General features: G+C 39.8%; 14 protein-coding genes. 9 read left to right on the plus strand and 5 right to left on the minus strand.

Features of this window, described 5'->3' with window-relative positions:
* Positions 1-182 precede the first annotated feature (182 nt).
* Complete coding sequence (locus tag AAH582_RS21055; protein ID WP_046672433.1) at positions 183-758, plus strand: Crp/Fnr family transcriptional regulator; 576 nt, start codon at positions 183-185, stop codon at positions 756-758.
* 176 nt (positions 759-934) lie between these two features.
* Positions 935-1,396 (plus strand): VOC family protein, encoded by a 462-nt coding sequence (locus AAH582_RS21060; protein ID WP_046672434.1) that lies wholly within the window; start codon positions 935-937, stop codon positions 1,394-1,396.
* A gap of 203 nt (positions 1,397-1,599) precedes the next feature.
* Here AAH582_RS21060 and AAH582_RS21065 read toward each other — a convergent pair whose 3' ends face one another.
* From AAH582_RS21065 to AAH582_RS21075, 3 genes are all read right to left on the minus strand, one after another.
* Positions 1,600-1,935, minus strand: a complete 336-nt coding sequence (locus AAH582_RS21065) for a HopJ type III effector protein (protein ID WP_343320393.1) — start codon at positions 1,933-1,935, stop codon at positions 1,600-1,602.
* Between the two features lie 77 nt (positions 1,936-2,012).
* Positions 2,013-3,851 (minus strand): UbiD family decarboxylase, encoded by a 1,839-nt coding sequence (locus AAH582_RS21070; protein ID WP_343320395.1) that lies wholly within the window; start codon positions 3,849-3,851, stop codon positions 2,013-2,015.
* Between the two features lie 132 nt (positions 3,852-3,983).
* Positions 3,984-4,853 carry a hypothetical protein gene (locus tag AAH582_RS21075; protein WP_046672437.1) on the minus strand — a complete coding sequence of 290 codons (870 nt, stop codon included), beginning with the start codon at positions 4,851-4,853 and terminating at the stop codon, positions 3,984-3,986.
* Positions 4,854-5,317: 464 nt separating this feature from the next.
* Between AAH582_RS21075 and AAH582_RS21080 the strand changes: the two genes are divergently transcribed.
* The 4 genes from AAH582_RS21080 (at position 5,318) to AAH582_RS21095 (ending at position 12,235) form a co-directional block, all read left to right on the plus strand.
* The gene (locus AAH582_RS21080) at positions 5,318-6,592 is read left to right on the plus strand and encodes a deoxyribodipyrimidine photo-lyase (protein ID WP_046672438.1); all 1,275 of its coding nucleotides are present in this window, start codon (positions 5,318-5,320) and stop codon (positions 6,590-6,592) included.
* Positions 6,593-6,773: 181 nt separating this feature from the next.
* Positions 6,774-9,515 (plus strand): 2-oxoglutarate dehydrogenase E1 component, encoded by a 2,742-nt coding sequence (locus AAH582_RS21085; protein WP_343320398.1) that lies wholly within the window; start codon positions 6,774-6,776, stop codon positions 9,513-9,515.
* 63 nt (positions 9,516-9,578) lie between these two features.
* Positions 9,579-10,820: a 2-oxoglutarate dehydrogenase complex dihydrolipoyllysine-residue succinyltransferase gene (gene odhB / locus AAH582_RS21090; protein ID WP_343320400.1), complete on the plus strand. Its 1,242-nt coding sequence runs from the start codon at positions 9,579-9,581 to the stop codon at positions 10,818-10,820.
* Positions 10,821-11,164: 344 nt separating this feature from the next.
* Complete coding sequence (locus tag AAH582_RS21095; RefSeq protein ID WP_343320402.1) at positions 11,165-12,235, plus strand: hypothetical protein; 1,071 nt, start codon at positions 11,165-11,167, stop codon at positions 12,233-12,235.
* 11 nt (positions 12,236-12,246) lie between these two features.
* Here AAH582_RS21095 and AAH582_RS21100 read toward each other — a convergent pair whose 3' ends face one another.
* Positions 12,247-14,172, minus strand: coding sequence for an LTA synthase family protein (locus tag AAH582_RS21100; RefSeq protein ID WP_046671875.1), 1,926 nt, complete (start codon positions 14,170-14,172; stop codon positions 12,247-12,249).
* A 4-nt stretch (positions 14,173-14,176) separates the two neighbouring features.
* On the minus strand, positions 14,177-16,057 hold the full coding sequence (locus AAH582_RS21105; protein ID WP_046671874.1) for an LTA synthase family protein: 1,881 nt from the start codon (positions 16,055-16,057) through the stop codon (positions 14,177-14,179).
* Positions 16,058-16,344: 287 nt separating this feature from the next.
* On the opposite strand from AAH582_RS21105, the gene AAH582_RS21110 reads away from it, so the two are divergent.
* The 3 genes from AAH582_RS21110 to AAH582_RS21120 all read left to right on the plus strand — a co-directional run bounded on the left by AAH582_RS21110 (position 16,345) and on the right by AAH582_RS21120 (position 20,164).
* Positions 16,345-18,981, plus strand: coding sequence for a valine--tRNA ligase (locus tag AAH582_RS21110; RefSeq protein ID WP_343320406.1), 2,637 nt, complete (start codon positions 16,345-16,347; stop codon positions 18,979-18,981).
* Positions 18,982-19,467: 486 nt separating this feature from the next.
* On the plus strand, positions 19,468-19,770 hold the full coding sequence (locus AAH582_RS21115) for a DUF4342 domain-containing protein (protein ID WP_343320408.1): 303 nt from the start codon (positions 19,468-19,470) through the stop codon (positions 19,768-19,770).
* Positions 19,771-19,789: 19 nt separating this feature from the next.
* Positions 19,790-20,164 (plus strand): DoxX family protein, encoded by a 375-nt coding sequence (locus tag AAH582_RS21120; RefSeq protein ID WP_046671871.1) that lies wholly within the window; start codon positions 19,790-19,792, stop codon positions 20,162-20,164.
* Positions 20,165-20,267 lie beyond the last annotated feature (103 nt).

A 20,267-nucleotide genomic window follows, 5' to 3' on the forward strand; every position in this document is an offset into this window, starting at 1 on the left:
AAACAATTAAAAACTAAATTCATAATAATTTTTAATATTTATTATATTTTTATCAAAAATACTTTTCAAAACAAACAAAATTATCAATGAAACACTTATTTGTTTACAATAATCACACAATCTATTAACAATTGATCTGCAGATTAATCGTTAAATTAACATCGTAATCAAATAACCAGGACATGGATCTAATTAGAACCTTCTACAGTGAACTTGCACTGACTCCACAGGAATTAACTGCAATTACAGAAAAACATGAAGCCATAACCGTCAAAAAGGGCGATTTTATATTGACCAAAGGACAGGTTTCAAATGCTTATTACTTGATTGAGTATGGACTTACACGCTCCTTTTTACACGATTATGAAGGCAATGAAGTTACCATAGGCTTCTGTACGGACAATGATGTTGTCATTGAAGTCGCCTCTTTTTTTCAACGCCATCCAACGGTGGAAAATATCCAGGCACTCATGGAAACCCGTCTCTGGAAAATAAAGTTTGAAGATTTTCAGGAACTTTTTCATCAGATTCCTGAATTTAGGGAATGGGGGCGTTCTTGGATGGCCAAGGAACTTGTTCACAGTAAAAATAGGGCTATTGCTATGATTACCGAACCTGCTACTACCCGCTATTTGCGCTTGATTAAAGAAAAACCAATATTGATACAGCAGGCACCACTCAAGCATATTGCTTCCTACCTGGGCATCACCGACACTTCCCTAAGCCGCATCCGGAAAGAAATTGTCCACGGAAACTAAACCGTGGTAACGCCCAAAGGACTACTTTTTTAAATCTTGCCTTAAGGCAAGATTTTTAAGAAAACTTCAGCTTAATTTTACCAATGTGCTTCCAAGCTATTTATATAGTCTTATAGGAAGGAAAAATTGAGAAAAGAGTTAAAAGAAGTAATCATTATATTCAAAAATTAGAAATCATGGCAAAATTACACGCTTATCTAAATTTCGACGGAAACTGTGAAGAAGCATTCAACTTTTATGAAAAAGTCTTCAATACAAAAAATCCTGGCTTCATGCGTTATGGAGATATCCCTGCCGACCCACAGATGCCACCTGTTCCAGACGAAGCAAAAAACAAAATCTGTCATACAGCAATTTCGATCAACGGCGATAGCATGCTGATGGGAGCTGATGTCGTACCTGCTTTTGGACAACAATATATCCAAGGAAACAACAGCTATGTCATGCTGATGTGCGAAAGCACCACCGAAGCGAAAGCTTTGTACGATGCCCTGAGCACCAATGCAAAGGTCGTTGAAATGCCACTCGGCGAAACATTTTTTGCCGAACTATACAGCGCTTTTCAGGATCAATTCGGCATTTGCTGGATGGTTTATTTTGGTGGAAACAAAGAACAGGATTGCGAAAGTAACGCTTAAGCCAACTGCTTAGTTGACAAAATAGTTGAAAAAGAAAGGGCAGTAATCTATTGTTACTGCCCTTTTTATTCCCGTGGTTTCGTTATCGTGTAGCACCGATGCTACCCTGTGGAATGGCCATTTCAATGTTGTCTTTTCAAAACTGCCACAACAAGATGTTTTCCTGGGCATCTCAGGTTTTTACCGCTACCAGGTTAAATTTATTATTTTTTCACCAGTACTTCTTCCTCAAACAGGATCCCATCCCAACCATTTGTCCTAAATTGACGAATGTTCTGATGGCCATCTCCGTCTGGATTATCGAGTACATTTTGATAATGTTCGGCAAAAAGGCGCAATGTATCCTCCTGCGAAAGATTATTTAACTGTGCAAAATAGAAAACTTTTGCACTACCTTGATTTTCTTCTTTCGAATTTTTCAGCGTCCCATTTTGAAATGCACTGGGACTATAGCTGTACTGATCGGCAATATGCGCCAATACTTCCTGAAACTGTAATTCGCTTCCTTTTGATTTATCCAATAATTCTGTTGTAGTCATCTTGATATTAAACCTTTTAAAATCTATTCTAAATTAATTTTTCAACCATAAACCTGAATGAACAGGAATTAGCACTCTTAAATAATTCCGTGTAGTGACCCTCCTTTTGCAGCAAGTTGATCCACACGCCTTTCCACCGTTTCGTCTTTAATCAGCGCCGGCGCATGATGGGGTTTTGTCCGCGCATCAATAATTAGCGGTCCTTTACAACCCCAATGTTTAAATGTTGTAAAACTATGTATTCCATAAATATCAAACGCAGGATTACTTCTGGTAAACGTTGTCCAAACAAAATTATTGACGGTAGCGGCGGTGAAGTGAGCATCATCACATAAGACGATCAACGGGAAACCTTCCCAGGCGAGTCCTGCAGCAGCGCGGCACCATTCGGCCATTATCTTCGGCTCATTCTCATAGGTAGAGAATGCCTGACCATCGATGGCAATAATACCGGGCATAACAAATTTTGCCTGATTGAAAGGTCGGGGTAGTTCAAAACCAGCCGGCAATTCACGGCCCAATTCTCTTTTCTTTGTACCAGCGGCAGCAAAAACCACCTTGGAACCGGCATTTAATCCATCGCCAGAATAATCCAAGGTATCGATAGTCGTATTGGTCTGAAAATGAACATCTCGAGTAAGGTCTATCCGTTCAAGGATATGACCCAAAAAAGCCGGAATATCATAAATATCCAATTGCGGATTATCTTCATTTGCTGAGATAAACAAATATTTAGCAAGGCTGAGCTGATTTTTACCCAGTATCTGATTGGCTATCGTTAAAATTTCCTGCGGTCGATCCACTCGCTGATAAGGCGTATACCGTTCAGACCCTATTGCAAAAAGTAAGGGATGTACACCAGCGGCATCAACGGCATTAACTGCATGGAGACCTGAAATCTCCTTTGGAATGGCCGCCCCCGTAATTTCGTGGATTAAGGCACCAAAACTGGTGTCTTCCTGCGGCGGCCGCCCCACAACGGTAAAAGACCAAATTGGATTTTTCTTATGGTACACATTATGCACCTTCATCAAGGGAAACGGGTGAGTTAAACTATAGTATCCGATATGGTCACCAAAAGGACCTTCCGGTTTATTTTCGTTGGGATAAACAGTACCGGTAATCACAAAGTCTGCATCTGCCGAGATACAAAAACCTTCATCATCATAAAAATAACGGAACCTTCTATTTCCTAATGCCCCGGCAAAGATCATCTCAGAGAGTCCTTCCGGTAGCGGCATTACAGCAGACAAGGGATGTGCTGGCGGTCCGCCGACAAAAATACTCACCTTTAAAGGTTTACCGAGCGCATTTGCCTTAGTTTGATGGATTCCTATACCACGATGCAACTGATAATGTAAACCAATCTCCTGATCAGGCAGATAATCATTCCCGGAAAGCTGAATCCGATACATCCCCAGATTGGCCTGCATAATACCGGGTTTGGCAACATCTTCTGTATATACCTGCGGCATCGTCACAAAAGCACCGCCGTCCATAGGCCAGTTGACGATCTGCGGAAGTTTACTAATCGATGTTTTACCATGAAGTATGGGAGCCCCCGATTTTTTTTTCCAGGGTAAAGCCCCAAGGGCTGTCATCGAGGAACCAATATATTGAAAAGGATTTTTAAGTACTGCAGCAGGATTCATCTTAACATCCACCAACTTCTTCAGGTGGTCTAACGAATCCCGAAACATAAACTTCGAGCGTTCCAGCGTTCCAAACAAATTAGATACAGCCGGAAATTCCGAACCTTTGATATTTTCAAAAAATAAGGCGGGCCCTTCCTCATCAAACACCCGCATATGGATGGCGGCCATTTCCAGATAGGGATCGACCTCTTCTTTGATCCGGATTAAATGACCATGTTTTTCAAGATCCGCAACACATGCTTCTAAACTATTGTATCCCATATATTAAATCTGCTTCAACACGTTAATCCACAAATTTAACAGAATAATTTATTAAACAGGATATAAAGAAAAAACCTTTAGCGATCTTGGATCTCGCTCCCTTATCATCAGTATAACAACCTCAACCATTACCTAGGTATCCATGCAGACATAGGATTTCAAGGGTGTAAATTCAAATGCCTGTACGCGCTGCCAAGTCGAATTATCTACATTTTTCTCATAATAAAGTACTCGCCTAAATTCATCAATATCTTCTTTATTGATATCATTCAACCTTGTCAACAAGAGCTTAGCAAAGAATTTATTGACGCCTATTTCTCTCTTTTGGCCTTCGGAAGTGCACTTCAGGAAATGGTAAAATAAGCCTCTAAATGTCATTTCCTCATTGCCACCGAGGTAAATAACTTCTGATATAAAATTATTTTCCCAAGGCATTTCTCGTAGCCAGCGGTAAACATCGAGCAAAGGCAGGGGGCGAAACTTCAGGGAAGCCACCCAGTTCCAATAAAATATGGTCTGCCGTTTGGCAAGTTTCGCAAATATGCGGTTCAAGACACTCTCCTTCCCGATGACGCTACTTTTAATCACAATGGTATATTGGACGCGTAAATTTTCCAGCAGATCACGCACAGGCTCCAAAAAATGTTCATCCATTAGCCTCGCGACATAAATGACGCGGTTATTTCCGGCACGTCTACAAATTTCCACAAAATTGCGTAGACCAAGCAATTCAAGCTGAAGCTGTATATCATTGTCAAGTGAGGGAACCTGCGTAAAATAAATTCCAAAATTGAGTTCAGCAATCTGAAAATTCTCAAAAGCTTCGCCTTTTCGCAACAGATCCAATTCAAAAAGCTTTGCCGTCACCTTTTCCTTTACTATTTTATTAAAAAGGGATAAGTTGCGCACTAATCCAGTCACATCAAAATCTTTGGATTGCAAATAACAGGATGCCCGTCGTCCCAAATAGGTATTTAGCCCGCTGATTAAAACCTTTTTCATTCGAATTCTCTATATTTTTGGCTTTGAAACTACCACGATTTAATGATTCGTTCTCACGATCGTGAGCCATTAAATAGGATCGTTCCTTCCTAGTACGCTGTATTTTATATATTACCCTTTAATCGCTAAAACGAATAAAATCCCTAGGACGGTTCCATTGGTGATGCAGCTATCTTTTCCATGTTTTTCTTACGCTTTTAGTATGTTACTCGGATTGTTTCAAGAGTAACGGAAATAACTTACAAATATCATAATTCCCTGATTTTAGAACAGAGAAACATCAAATAAGTTTAACACTATTTTTATTTTTTCCTAACCAAAATAGCGTAAACCATCCAAACAAGTACCGCCATTGTCCTTTTTTTGTCAATTCGCGCATAAATACTTTCAAGAACACAATATCCTTATATATTTGTAAATCTTCTGAAAATAGGCTGCACTAAAAAGTATTTATCTTCACCTCTATGGACAAAAGGGCTACAATGATCTGGTTTCGCAATGATTTAAGACTTCATGACAATGAAGTATTTTATCAAGCTTCTGAAAAAAGTTCATTCATCATCCCGGTATACTGTTTTGACCCCCGATATTTCGACCGCAATCAATTTGGCACTTTAAATACAGGTGTCCTGCGAGCGGCTTTTGTCATTGAAGCCGTGACCGCTTTAAAAGAAAAATTAAAGAGCCATGGTAGCGACTTGTTGACTTATGTCGGCAAACCTGAAGATATTATCCCAAGAATAGCCCAAAAATACCAAGTCAACGAAGTGTATCATCACCGCGAGGTGGCACTTCGGGAAACTTCTATTTCGGAGAAAGTAGAAAGTGAGCTTTGGAGCAGCAAAATAAATTTGCGCCATTTCATCGGTCACACCCTCTACCATAAGGAAGATCTTCCTTTCCCTATTAAAGATATACCCAATGGTTTTTCTATTTTCAAGAAAAAAGTTGAGCGGGAAAGCCTGGTGCGGCAACCCATCCCATTTCCGACCAATTTTCTTACCCCGCCCCATCTTGAGGACACCAAAATTCCTTCATTAAAAGATTTGGGCTATTCAGAGGAAGAGATCAAATCTGTTGATGACATCTATATTCTCGGCGGCGAAGACACTGCGCTCAGTATTATGCATGCGTTATTGTCAACCTATCCTGAAACGGACCAGGACCCTTTGATTCTAGGGCCTTTTATAGCGTCAGGTGCCTTGTCACCTATTTTACTTTATAACAATATCAAAAAACTGGGTGAAGGTAAGAAAGACAAACGATTTGAAAAGATTGTCGACATTCTGCTCTGGCGCGATTATTTTAGGTTTATGCTTAAAAAATATCCGAATATATTCTTTAAGCCACAAGGCACCAAGAACAGCTCCCCTCAGGATCATCCGACCTTAGACGGGAATGAAGAATTATTTGAAAAATGGAAATCGGGCCACACGGAACATGATTTTATAAACAGTGTGATGATCCAGTTACAGAAGACCGGCTATATCCCTTATCAAGCACGCTTAATCGCAGCTAGCTATTTAGTTCATGAGTACCAGGTCAACTGGCTTCGTGGCGCTTCCTGGTACGAGGAGCACCTATTAGACTATTCTCCGGCAACTGTTTATGGACAATGGTCTCATATTGCCGGAGTTGGGACAAGCGAAAAAGACAATAAAGCGCTGGACTGGCAAAAATTGATCAAAACTCATTTCCCAAATGGACTTCCAAAATTGGACGAAATACTCGTTAAATAAATCTTCGGCAGAAATAAATAATTCCAATAGAAAATAAATTTGTAGGACGTTGGAAGCCCTTTTTAAATCATGCTAAAAATGTTAAGAATTGGATAGGTTTATTGATTAAATTATTCAATTTCAGTATTAGAAACTCTTTTTTTATTCATAACTTTGACAAATTTCATAGTTTTAATTGTAAATGGACAATCTGACATATTTGAGTAATGCTGATTCGGCTTATGTCGATGGCTTATATCAATCGTACAAGCAAGATCCCCAATCGGTAGATTTCGGATGGCAAAAATTCTTTGAAGGTTTTGATTTCGGTCAAAATGCTGGCGGAACAACAAGTTCAGTAGGCGAGGCTACTCCCGAGCACGTATTGAAAGAAATCAATGTGCTGAACATGATCAATGGCTACCGCGACCGTGGCCACCTATTCACACACACTAACCCTGTTCGTGAAAGACGTAAATACTATCCTGGAAAGGAATTGGAAACGTTTGGTCTTGCAGAAGCAGACATGAACACCGTTTTTAATGCAGGTGTTGAAGTCGGTTTAGGTCCAGCAACATTGAAAGACATCCGTCAATTGGTGGAGGATACTTATTGCCGTTCTATTGGTGCAGAATTCAAATATATCCGTAATCCAGAGAAAATTAAATGGTTACAGGACCGCATGGAAGCGGATCGTAACATGCCAAAATTTTCGTTGGAGACCAAAAAGAGAATTTTAAACAAATTAAACCACGCCGTTGTATTCGAAAACTTTTTAGGCACTAAGTTTTTAGGTCAAAAACGTTTCTCGTTGGAAGGTGCAGAAAGTTTAATCCCAGCATTAGATTCGGTCATTGAAAAAGGTGCAGAAATCGGTATCCAGGAATTCGTTATCGGTATGGCTCACCGTGGCCGTCTGAATGTCTTGACTAATATCATGGGTAAATCTTACAAATCAGTATTCTCTGAATTTGAAGGTAAAACCTACGCTGATGATCCTGAAGTAAACTTTGGTGGTGACGTAAAATACCACTTGGGCTTTTCTTCTGAGGTTAAAACGAACGATGGCAAATCTGTCCATTTAAGTTTGGCACCGAACCCTTCGCATTTGGAAACTGTAGATCCAATCGTTGAAGGCATGGTTCGTTCTAAGATTGACTTCAAATACGAAGGTGACTCGTCTAAAATTGCACCGATCATTATTCATGGTGACGCAGCGATTGCTGGACAAGGTGTAGTATACGAAGTAACCCAAATGTCGAAATTAGATGGCTACAAAACTGGTGGTACGGTACATATTGTGATCAACAACCAAATCGGTTTTACAACGAACTATAAGGATGCTCGCTCTGGAACATACTGTACAGACGTGGCAAAAATCACTTCTTCACCCGTGTTCCATGTGAACGGTGATGATGCTGAAGCGGTAGTTTATGCGATTAATTTAGCTGTTGAATACCGTCAAAAATATAAAACAGACGTATTTATCGATCTATTATGTTATAGAAGATTTGGACACAACGAGGCAGATGAACCAAAATTCACGCAACCATTGTTGTATAAAATCATCGAAAAACATCCAAACCCAAAAGAAGTTTACGCTAAAAAATTAATTACGGAAGGAAGTATTGACGAGGCGTATTCAAAAAATATCGAGAAGGAATTTAAGGCTGAATTACAAACTAAATTTGAGGAAGCTAAAACAGTTGAGGTATTGACTGAAGAAATTCCGATGTTTAAAGGAGCATGGGAAGGATTGCGTCCCGCTAAAAAAGGTGAAGTATTAACAACCTCGGATAAAACGAAAGTTGCAAAGGATTTATTCTTAAAATTAGCGAAAGAAATCACGACCTTACCTTCGGATAAAAAATTCTTCCGTAAGATTACACGTTTATTTGAAGATCGCGCCAAAATGATCACTGCTGATTCATACGATTGGGCAATGGGCGAATTGATGGCTTACGCGACTTTATTGGATCAAGGTAACCGTGTACGTATCTCGGGTCAAGATGTACAACGTGGTACATTCTCGCACCGTCATGCGGTATTGACACTTGAAGATTCGGAAGAGAAATACGTTCCTTTAGCGAATATTAAAGGTGGTGATAAATTCTCTATCTACAATTCATTACTTTCCGAATATGCTGTTTTGGGATTTGAATATGGTTATGCATCTTCTAATCCAAATTCGTTGACAATCTGGGAAGCTCAATTTGGAGATTTCTACAACGGTGCTCAAATCATCGTCGATCAATATCTATCGAGTGCAGAGACAAAATGGAAACGTTCTAACGGTTTAGTGATGATGCTTCCTCACGGTATGGAAGGTCAAGGTCCTGAACACTCTTCAGCGCGTATCGAAAGATTCTTAGAGTTATGTGCAGATGAAAATATGATCTTAGCAAACTGTACTACTCCGGCTAACTATTTCCACCTGTTACGTCGTCAACTGGTACGTGAGTTCCGTAAACCATTGGTTGTATTTACGCCAAAATCATTGTTGCGCCACCCTAAAGTGGTATCACCATTAAAAGATTTTACAGAAGCTGCTTTCCAAGAGGTAATCGATGATGCAAATGTTGCGGCGAAAGACGTTAAACGCGTGTTATTCTGTTCGGGTAAAGTTTACTACGACCTATTAGAGAAACAAGAAGCGGATAAACGCAAAGATATCGCTATCGTGAGATTGGAGCAATTATTCCCAATTCCTACAGAGCAATTGAAAGCAATCCGTAAAAAATACAACAAGGCAAAAGAATTTGTTTGGGTTCAGGAAGAAAATGAGAACATGGGCGCATGGTCTTATTACTGCCGTAAACTCATGGGTACTGAGATTGCATTTACAGGTTTTGTTGCCCGTAAAGAAAGTGGAAGTACAGCTACGGGTTACATGAAACAACACGTTGCACAGCAAGCAGAAATCTTAAATAAATCATTCGAATAAAAACAATTTAAAATCAATTGCGTCTTAGCTATAGGACGCAATTGTCAATAAAGAACATTATATATGAGCTTAGAAATTAAAGTACCAACCGTAGGTGAATCAATCACGGAGGTAACCTTATCACAATGGTTGAAACAAGATGGCGATTATGTGGAGATGGATGAAAACATCGCCGAACTGGAATCAGACAAAGCAACGTTTGAATTACCAGCTGAAAAAGCGGGTATCTTAAGAATCATTGCACAAGAAGGTGATACTTTAGAAATCGGTGCCGTTGTTTGTACAATTGAAGAAGGCGCTGCTCCTGCCGGTGGTTCAGCTCCAGCTGCTGCCCCTGCTGCAGAAGCGTCAAATGCAGCTCCAGTTGCGGCTGCCGCTGCAAAAGATGAAGATCCAGATAGCTATGCTGCTGGTACAGCTTCTCCTGCTGCTGCAAAAATCTTAAGAGAAAAAGGAATTGATCCTGCTACAATAAAAGGAACAGGTAAAGAAGGTCGCATCACAAAAGAAGATGCTGAAAAAGCTCAACCTGTTGCTAAAGCTGCTGCAGCAGGAGCAAAACCTGCTCCTGCTCCTGCTGCGACAGTTGCTCCGGTAGCGGGTGCAAGAAACGAACGTCGTGAGAAATTATCTTCATTACGTAAAACAATCGCGAAACGCCTAGTTGCCGTTAAAAATGAAACGGCTATGTTGACAACATTCAATGAAGTCAATATGCAGCCGATCATGGATCTACGTGCTAAATATAAAGACACCTTTAAAGAGAAATTTGGAATCGGTCTTGGCTTTATGTCATTCTTTACAAAAGCAGTAACAACTGCATTGGCTGAATGGCCGGCCGTAAATGCCCGTATCGAAGATAACGAGATTGTATATTCTGATTTTGCAGACGTTTCAATCGCAGTTTCTGCACCTAAAGGTTTGGTTGTTCCGGTTATCCGTAATGCTGATGCCATGTCATTGGAGCAAATTGAAAAAGCAATTGCTACATTGGCAGGTAAAGCCCGTGACAACAAATTAACGATTGACGAGATGACTGGTGGTACATTTACGATTACCAACGGTGGTGTATTCGGATCAATGATGTCTACACCGATCATCAATGCACCACAATCTGCAATCCTGGGTATGCACAACATCATCCAACGTCCTATTGCTGAAAATGGCCAAGTGGTGATCCGTCCAATGATGTACATTGCGCTTTCTTATGATCACCGTATCATCGATGGTCGTGAATCAGTAAGCTTCTTGGTTCGTGTAAAACAATTATTGGAAGATCCAGCTCGTTTATTGTTGGGTGTTTAATCCGCCATAAAATTGGAAATATAAAAAGACCTATGCTTTGCGGCATAGGTCTTTTTCTTTCTCAAAGTGTCTCCTATCCTTGGCCTGGAGGCACCTTCAGTTCGTTTCCATTACTGTTGGTAACAGCGAAATTATGAAAGTTTTATTTACATCGGAATGAAGCAATATACTTAACGAATATGAATCGGAGATAGACGAATATAAATCAGCTTTTTAATTTCTCCATTTTAATTTTTACTTTCATCTTGTTAAAGATCAAGGATATCCTAATATGTAACCACCGCTATCATGTAAAGGTCGGCATCTGAATATGGAACTTGATATTAAGCAGACATAACAAGCAAATGAAGTATAAAATTCTAATAACAATTGTATATCTATTACTTGCTGTAATGACCTTGTTTGCCAACATGGCAAATCCAATGAGCCCCCATAGCATAACAGGACAGCTCGTTCCCGCAGGGAAAGTGAGCGTTACCAGCGAACGTATTGACATTCGTCTTTTGGCGGACACTTCGGATGATCATGCGGACTATCGCAGTCACTTCAGCATTGTCTATAACATCCATACAGAAGAGGCAATTGAATTGCCGCTTGTATTCCTTGCTTTAAATATGAACGGACTGGATCGCGTCCTTGTCAATCAGAACGAAATTGAAGGAAAAAAAATGGATCAACCCGGTTCAAAATTCCCCTTTTTACGTTTAAAGGATGGCTATTATGAGCTCAGTTACGACAGCGATGAATGGAAGCGTATTTCGCTGAATGATGCCTTTTATTTTACCGCGAAGCTTCACAAAGGTGATAACAGCATTCAGGTTCAATACAGCGCTTATATGGGCTATGACCGACGGGATATTCGGACCAGATACAAAATTGATTATCTCTTATTCCCCTCCAGATACTGGTCGTCCTTTGGCCCGATTGAACTGTATCTGCACCTCGATGGGAAGATGGAGGTACTTACACAGGATCTAGGAACCGCCAAATTACAGACAGATTCCATTGTTCACTGGAGAATTGATCAGGTAGAAAAGAAAGAGCGTTTTCATATTGAAGTTGTCTTAAAAACCTCCTTGTTAGCGAAAGTAATTCTTTGGATAAGTCCAGATGTACTTGCGCTGATCGGATCATTATTTTTGCTATACCTACATATCCGGTATATTTATCTAAAATACAAAACTGGCAAATACCGATATGCACTGCTGATCGGGAATCTAGTCATTCCAAGCTCTTTCTACTTCTTCATTTGGTTTTGGTCCAGTCTGGCCAACTATTTTGTCAATGGAGTCTTTGACGAAAAATCCCGTGGTTTTATCCTGTTGGTCATCTTCACCTTACCCTTGATCTATCTCGTCTATGATTTGGTTTTACTTATTATCGATAGAAGCATTCGCGCTAGATTAAGCAGGTAGAAAACCGGCTATTATTTTTTATAGGTCAGCTTGTTTTCAATCATACGATTGTTATATTGCTGGATAAAAGCTTTCATCTTGGTTTCCATCGTATCCAATACCGCTGGATGCTGTTTTAACAGGTCCTGTTTCATCAAGCGGTCCTTCTTAAGATCATAAAATGAGGTCACTTTCAGTCCATCATAAGACATCATATAATCTTTATAATAGAGGTTGTAGCTCCCTGAATTATTATTGAGCACAAAATTATCCTTGCCCGGTTTAAAGGCATCTGAACCAAAGGCGAAATAAGGCTCATCATAGTGCAGATAATTCAGCACTGTCGGCATGATATCTATTTGCTGCACCAATTTATCCGCTTTGCCCACCAGATTATCACCAGGTGCATAAAATATAATAGGGATTTCAAATGCTCCTGCTGTGGTTTGATATTCCGGCAGGTAGCTTACAGTAGCATGGTCGGCACAGATAACAAATACGGTATTCTTGTACCAAGGCATTTTGGACGCTGTAGCAAAAAATTCACGCAAGGCATTATCGGTATATCCAATAGGCTCCTGCACGGGCAAAGGTCCCTTAGGGAATTTCCCCTGATACTTTTCAGGCACCTTAAATGGATGATGTGATGATAAAGAGAAGAAACTAGCAAAAAATGGCTGATGAAAGGTATTGATCTTGTTTGCTACAAATTGCAAAAATGGTTCATCCCAGATTCCCCATATCCCGTCGAAATCAGCATCATTGTTATACTCATTTTTGCCAAAATAATGTTGGATACCTGCCAATTTCATATAGGCAGAGAAGCCCATGCTCCCATTTGGTGCGCCATGAAAAAAAGCAGTCTCATATCCCTTTTTCCCTAAGAGCTTCGCCAAGCTGGTGGTTTCATTTCCAGAATAGATGGAAAGCACAAAAGGCTCACCTATCGAAGGAATGCCCGTAATGACCGACGGTAGCGCATCAATTGATTTACGGCCATTGGCATAAGTATCTGTAAAGGTGTAAGCATTGCGTATCAAGGAATCCAAAAAAGGCGTATAACCTTTGTATTTTCCACCTTGGATATCTTTATTCAATTCTCCAAAATGTTCTTTTGCAAAACTCTCCAAAATCAGAACAACGACATTTTTCTTTGTAAAGGGCTTGTCTGATTGCGGTACATGAATGGGATTGTATAACTGTTCAAGCTCTGTTTCGGAAAAATAATGAACGGGTTTGAGGCTCACGGCCTTTAATGTTTTCAATATACTGAATGGCGTATTGAGCACAATATTCATTTCTTCCGGTGTCTCTACATAATCACCCGCATTGCTCAATGTTATGGGACGGGTGCTATGCGCCCAACCGCCACGCACTCCACCAATAAAAAGGAAGGCTGTCAGTAAAAACAAAGGCAATTGGATCAAAAATGACTTCCAGCTATATTTCGAGTTTTTTTCAATCTGAATAAGTTTATAGGATTTAATCAACCCATAGACAATCAGCACCAATAGTATAATGAGATACCAATAATCCAAACAGAAATCAAAGGTCAGCTTGATCAAGTTAGATTCATTGGAGAACTGGTCAATTACCGTTCCAGTGGTCCTTTTGAGGGTAAATGGGTAGTAGGCAAAATCAATCAAATTTAACGCTATGCCAATTGAATTGGTCACGATGAAGATCCATTTCGCAACATTTTGATAGGGTTTATTCAATTTAAATGGTCCTGGAATAGTCTGCATAACAATATACAGGATATTTAAATAGAGGAGTGCCACAATGTCAAAGCGTACGCCACCGGCAAACATAACCAGAAGCTTACCGGCATCGACATGGGGGAATAAGGAAGCATTTATGCCATAAAAACCCAATCGCAATAGTGCGTAGATGAGCAGAAGAAAGACAAAACGAATTGCGACAGCAAAATAAGGTGCAAATACTCCTTTTAATTTCATAGCCCTAATATTTTAAAAATTCACGGTATACGTCTTGATAGTACGCTTTGGCAATATTCAATAAGCTATCCGTTTTGCCAACCGGATATTCCTTATTGGCTCTATAGTTAATGATCCTTCCAACGTTATCAAATGAAACGGCTTGTTTTGGTGTAATTACACCGAAGGCGTCTTTAGAATTATAGAATGCTATTTGTGGTGTTGTGGGATTAAACAGATCACGGCTCCAGTGATAATGATCTGTCGGAAGCTTCAATTGTGTCAATAAAGTTGCCGCCAGATCCGTTTGGTTACCGATTCTATTGAATATTTTGCCGCGATATTCAGGTTTGATCACATCGCCGAAAAAGATCAGCGGAATATGAAAGCGATTGGGGTGAAACAGCTCCCATTTTTCTGAAGGAAGGCGATGTCCATGGTCAGCCACTATAACGAAAAGGGTATTTTTATACCAAGCTTCCTTTTTGGCTTTATTAATAAAATCAAAAACAGCTGAATCTGTATAATTTGCCGTACTTCGGAATTTATCTGCATTGGTAGCATTCCCAAATTTATAGCCGTGTTTTAATTCAAATGGTTCGTGATTAATTAAAGTAAAGATCGTCGAAAAGAAAGGTTGTTTTTCTTTTTTAAAATCCTTGATCATCTGATTAAAGACGACATGGTCATAGACACCCCATGAGGCACGTTCCGCATCTAAGCCAAAATTGGCATTATCCACCACCCTAGATATCCCGTGTGTCAGCATATACGATTTAAAATTGTAAAACTCGCTCTGACCACCGTGATAAAATGATGTTTCGTAGCCGGCATGATCGAACTCCTGTCCAATGGCAGGCATATTTTCATGCTTGTCGATATATTTGATAATACTCTCGGGCCCCTGCGCCGGAAAACCGCTCAACACCGCTACCATGCCTTTGTCGGACCGATCAGCTGCAGAATAAATATGGTCAAACAAAATACCACCCTTAATCAATTCTTCCATGTGTGGCGTAATTCCCTTTTCCCCTCCGAGAGACTGAATGAGATCGCCAACAAAGCTTTCCAGCATAATAATAACAACATTTGGACGAGTGGTTGACAGGACCTCAACAGCAGAATCAGGCTGACTTTGAAAGGCGGGCCGTAGCTTGTCCTGAATGTCCTTCTGATCACCATAATAAGTATAGGGATTTTTAAGCTTGGTACTTTTAGCAAAAAAATCCCGCAAAAGCGACCATTGTGTATTGACTGCTGCGTGGTTGTAAAATGTTTCCTCGGAATAATAGGCTTTACTAGGGTTTAACGTTGCTCTTCCGTAACCACCACGGATAAACGTGAAGAGTACAAATACTCCAATTGCCAGTTTGAGAAAATTACTGACAGGAGACTTGAGATTGAAAAAAGAGACTTTTTTAAACATCCAACGGTACAGAAAATAACCGCAGAATATACCGATCAACATCCCAACGATGGGGAGAAACACCGGCGTGGATTCAGCCGAAGCGACGGCACCCGAAGGCGAAGCAAAAAATGCATCAATGGCACGTTTAGAAATCTTGTCGCCCCACTCCCGATAAATATTGACATTGATAAAACTTGTCACAAAGAACAATACCAGGACGATAATGGTATAAATATCGAGGATCTGTCTTTTGGGTTTCAGTTTTGGAAAGAAACTTAATAGGCAATACACCAGAAATGGTAATGCACAGATATAGGAGACTGCAGAAAAATCCAGATTCAGACCATGGTAATAAATCCTGAAAATTTCTGTGAAATTAGAAAAACCTATCTTTTCAAAAAAAGCAATAACAAAAATCAATCTATCTATAAAACAGATAATTAACCAGAACAGAAAATACTGTGTTAAAGCTCTAAGCTCATTAGCAAATCGTTGCATCCCTTCGTGTAAAAATAAAACAGGCAAATTTACATTAATTTACATGAAATACGGGCTAATTACTTAGTAATATGAAGAAAAGATTAAAAAAGTATAAATCCTGCGTTATGCTTTACCTCACTGCAATAACCGCCTCTTCTGCTTAGGAGGATCCTCATTAAACGTATTGCTTAGCCATTAATCATAACTTCTTTTTGTTTGAGAACAAGATCAATGGATTACTAAGGAAAATAACATAGAATTCCTTACTTTTGTGTTCCTTAAAAGTTTGAATACAAAAATTTAAAATGAGCATAGCGAAAACTTACAATCCAAAAGAAGCTGAAGAAAAATGGTACAGCTATTGGAAAGCGAATGGATTTTTCCGTTCCACCCCGGACGAACGTGAACCTTACACGATTGTGATGCCCCCTCCGAATGTCACGGGAGTATTGCACATGGGGCATATGCTGAATAATACCATTCAAGACGTTTTGATTCGCCGGGCACGTATGCAAGGAAAAAACGCTTGTTGGGTACCGGGGACCGATCACGCCTCCATTGCCACTGAAGCTAAGGTCGTCGCTATGTTGAAAGAACAAGGAATTGATAAACGATCTTTATCTCGTGAAGATTTCTTAAAACATGCTTGGGAATGGAAGGAAAAATACGGTGGTATTATTCTAAAACAACTCGAAAAACTTGGCGCTTCCTGTGACTGGGATCGTACACGTTTTACCATGGATCCAGAATTATACCAATCTGTTATCCGTGTATTCGTCGATCTATACCATAAAGGATTAATCTATCGTGGTTACCGCATGGTCAACTGGGATCCTGAAGCAAAAACAAATATCTCAGACGAAGAGGTTATTTATAAAGAGAAAAACGGCAAATTATACCACTTGAAATATCAGGTTGATGGAACAGATCAATACATTGTTGTGGCGACTACCCGTCCTGAAACCATCTTTGGTGACACAGCCGTGTGTATCAATCCCAATGATGAACGCTATACCTGGTTAAAAGGAAAGCAAGTCATCGTTCCAATCGTTGGCAGAAAGGTGAACATCATCGAAGATGAATATGTCGATTTGGAGTTTGGTACTGGATGCCTTAAAGTTACTCCAGCACACGATGTGAACGACTATGCACTAGGTAAAAAGCACAACCTGGAATTTGTCGACATCTTTACCGACGAAGCGAAACTAAACGACAATGGCCTGCATTACGCGGGTATGGACCGTTTTAAAGTCCGTAAAGAAATCGAGAAAGAGCTTGAGGAAAAAGGGTTATTGGAGCAAGTGGAAAACTACACCAATAATGTTGGAACTTCAGAGCGAACAGGTGCTGTTATTGAGCCAAAAATCTCCAATCAATGGTTCCTTAAGATGGAAGATCTTGCAAAACCAGCATTGGATAATGTGATGGATGATACCATTAAATTTCATCCGACAAAATTCAAAAATATCTACCGCAACTGGATGGAGAATGTTACCGATTGGAACATTTCAAGACAATTGTGGTGGGGACATCAGATACCGGCGTATTTCTATGGCGACGGAAACGAAGACTTTGTGGTTGCACAAACGGTTGAAGAAGCCCTTGTTCTAGCGCAAGAAAAATCAGGTAATACAGCCCTTCAATTGACAGATCTACGTCAAGATGAGGATGTGCTTGACACATGGTTTTCAGCTTGGCTATGGCCAATTTCGGTATTCAATGGCATCAACGAACCAGAAAATGCAGAAATTAACTACTATTACCCTACGCAAGATTTAGTCACTGCCCCAGATATCATTTTCTTTTGGGTAGCACGCATGATCGTTTCAGGATATGAATTCCGTGGACAATTGCCTTTTGAAAACGTTTATTTCACAGGTATAGTACGCGACAAACTGGGACGCAAAATGTCTAAATCACTGGGCAACTCTCCTGATCCGATAGATTTGATGAACGAATATGGTGCAGATGCAACGCGAATGGGTATGTTATTGACTGCTCCAGCAGGTAATGACCTTCCTTTTGATGTAGAACTTTGTGTACAGGGCCGTAATTTTGCCAATAAGATCTGGAATGCCTTCCGCTTGGTTAAAGGCTGGGAAATTACAGCTACTCCGGCTTCAGATTCAGATAAGATTTCAGCATCTTGGTTTGAGGCAAGGTTAAATCAAGCCTTGGTCGATATCGAAGAAAACTTCAAACACTATCGTTTATCAGATGCATTGATGACAACCTACAAATTGGTATGGGATGACTTCTGTGCTTGGTACCTTGAATTAGTAAAACCAGCTTATGGCTCCCCTATTTCTAGCGAAACCTTAGAGACAGTAAAATCTTTTTTCCAACGTATACTCACTTTAGTACACCCTTTCATGCCTTTCTTGACAGAAGAATTGTGGCATGACGAACTGTTCGGTGTGAAAGACGAGAAAGATTGCATTATCGTAGCCGCTTATCCGACGGCGAATGCTTTTGACGAGCAGCTTATCAAAGATTTCGCTGTCGCACAACAAATTATTTCGGAAGTTCGTAATATCCGCAATTCTAAAGGTATCTCCCCTAAAGTAGCATTGCCATTGGCTATCAATCAACAATCAGATATCAATTTAGCACAATATATTGACATCATTACCAAAATTGCAAACTTGGAAGGCGTAACTTTTGTTTCTGAGAAAGTAGCCGGAGCCGCAAGTTTCCTTGCTGGCAAAGACGAATGTTATGTTACTTTGGAGAACAATATTGATGCAGATGCTGAACGTGAGCGTATTGAAAAAGAGTTAGCATACTTGACGGGCTTCTTAGTTTCAGTAGACAAAAAACTGTCCAATGAACGGTTTGTCCAAAATGCAAAACCTGAAATTGTCGAAAACGAAAAAAGCAAAAAAGCGGACGCAGAAGCTAAGATTAAAATTCTTCAAGAAAGCTTAACAGCATTGGGTTAAGATCTATGCTATAGAGCTAATAAATTTTGTAAAAAGTCCCGTGCCCTGCGCGGGACTTTTTTTATGTTTCAAGATGATTAAGTTCGGAGATCCTTCGGTGCTTCTTCGGTGCTTCTTCGGTGCTTGTTCGGTACTTCTTCGGAGCTTATTCGGTCGCAACCGAATAAGCTCCGTCCTATATCCGTATCATTTACGTTAAATAACCGTGTAAATGACGAAGTCAGCTCTAGCTTTTACACATCGAAAATCCGGTTTCTGCGAAATGCTAAACAGGCGGATCAAGAGAATTTCGGTTCGCCATTCACAGGTAACCTATATGTTAAGGATGCACGATATAAACTTGTAAAGCAAAAATGCAACAGGAAGTTCTCCCGTTTTAAACAGTGCACTTTATAATTGCTCAGCAACAAACAATGCAATTAACTTTATACGGATTCCTGTAAAAAAATGAATAACTTTATAAGAGCGAACTTAAATTATAGCATTATGGGATTCAAAGAAACATTTCAGATTAACGGTGAAAACCTTTTACAGAAAATCAAGGAAATCATTGCCGAGGGCAATGTGAGCAAAATCAGCATTGCGGACAAACATGGTAAAGAAATCATGAGTTTTCCGGTGACTATCGGCGCAATAGGCTTGATCTTAGCACCTGTTTTTGCAGCAATTGGTGCTGTCGCAGCATTGCTTACAGAATGTACCATCACTGTAGAACGAAATACAAACAAGGAAGAAAAAAATGAAGAGGATAACCGTACTGATCCGCCAACAACGATAACAGTAAAATAATGAACTAAAATTGACCGTTATGAAGATTTTTAAAAATATACTTTGCATTTTATTTGCCTTGCTTTTCATCAATGCGGGGCTAGATAAGCTTTTTCATTATATGCCTACGCCACCTATGGATATGGACATGAAAAAAGTATTTGAGGCTTTTGCCACAATAAAATGGTTAATGCCACTGGTTGGAATCATCGAACTTCTGGGCGGCTTGTTGTTCATTTTCCCAAAAACAAGAACGCTGGGGGCATTGGTCATCTTCCCGATACTCATTGGCATTTTTACCCACAATATGATTTTTTATAGCCAACAGGGATTAATTATTTGGGCTGTACTCTTCATTATATGGTTATGGGTAGTATTTGAAAACTGGGGCAAGTATAAAAAACTGATGGAATAATCACCTCGTTCTTCCAGTGATGAACATTCAGCAAGATACGGCGGCTATTAAATACCTATTTTTTTGACAAATTAATAGGTATTCAATGCTTTTATTAACATAA

It is taken from the genome of Sphingobacterium multivorum (assembly GCF_039511225.1).
Taxonomy (GTDB): domain Bacteria; phylum Bacteroidota; class Bacteroidia; order Sphingobacteriales; family Sphingobacteriaceae; genus Sphingobacterium.

Coding starts and splice junctions, on each gene's coding strand:
- AAH582_RS21055 (WP_046672433.1), top strand. CDS start 183: ATGGATCTAATTAGAACCTTCTACAGTGAACTTGCACTGACTCCACAG.
- AAH582_RS21060 (WP_046672434.1), top strand. CDS start 935: ATGGCAAAATTACACGCTTATCTAAATTTCGACGGAAACTGTGAAGAA.
- AAH582_RS21065 (WP_343320393.1), bottom strand. CDS start 1,935: ATGACTACAACAGAATTATTGGATAAATCAAAAGGAAGCGAATTACAG.
- AAH582_RS21070 (WP_343320395.1), bottom strand. CDS start 3,851: ATGGGATACAATAGTTTAGAAGCATGTGTTGCGGATCTTGAAAAACAT.
- AAH582_RS21075 (WP_046672437.1), bottom strand. CDS start 4,853: ATGAAAAAGGTTTTAATCAGCGGGCTAAATACCTATTTGGGACGACGG.
- AAH582_RS21080 (WP_046672438.1), top strand. CDS start 5,318: ATGGACAAAAGGGCTACAATGATCTGGTTTCGCAATGATTTAAGACTT.
- AAH582_RS21085 (WP_343320398.1), top strand. CDS start 6,774: ATGGACAATCTGACATATTTGAGTAATGCTGATTCGGCTTATGTCGAT.
- odhB (WP_343320400.1), top strand. CDS start 9,579: ATGAGCTTAGAAATTAAAGTACCAACCGTAGGTGAATCAATCACGGAG.
- AAH582_RS21095 (WP_343320402.1), top strand. CDS start 11,165: ATGAAGTATAAAATTCTAATAACAATTGTATATCTATTACTTGCTGTA.
- AAH582_RS21100 (WP_046671875.1), bottom strand. CDS start 14,172: ATGAAATTAAAAGGAGTATTTGCACCTTATTTTGCTGTCGCAATTCGT.
- AAH582_RS21105 (WP_046671874.1), bottom strand. CDS start 16,057: ATGCAACGATTTGCTAATGAGCTTAGAGCTTTAACACAGTATTTTCTG.
- AAH582_RS21110 (WP_343320406.1), top strand. CDS start 16,345: ATGAGCATAGCGAAAACTTACAATCCAAAAGAAGCTGAAGAAAAATGG.
- AAH582_RS21115 (WP_343320408.1), top strand. CDS start 19,468: ATGGGATTCAAAGAAACATTTCAGATTAACGGTGAAAACCTTTTACAG.
- AAH582_RS21120 (WP_046671871.1), top strand. CDS start 19,790: ATGAAGATTTTTAAAAATATACTTTGCATTTTATTTGCCTTGCTTTTC.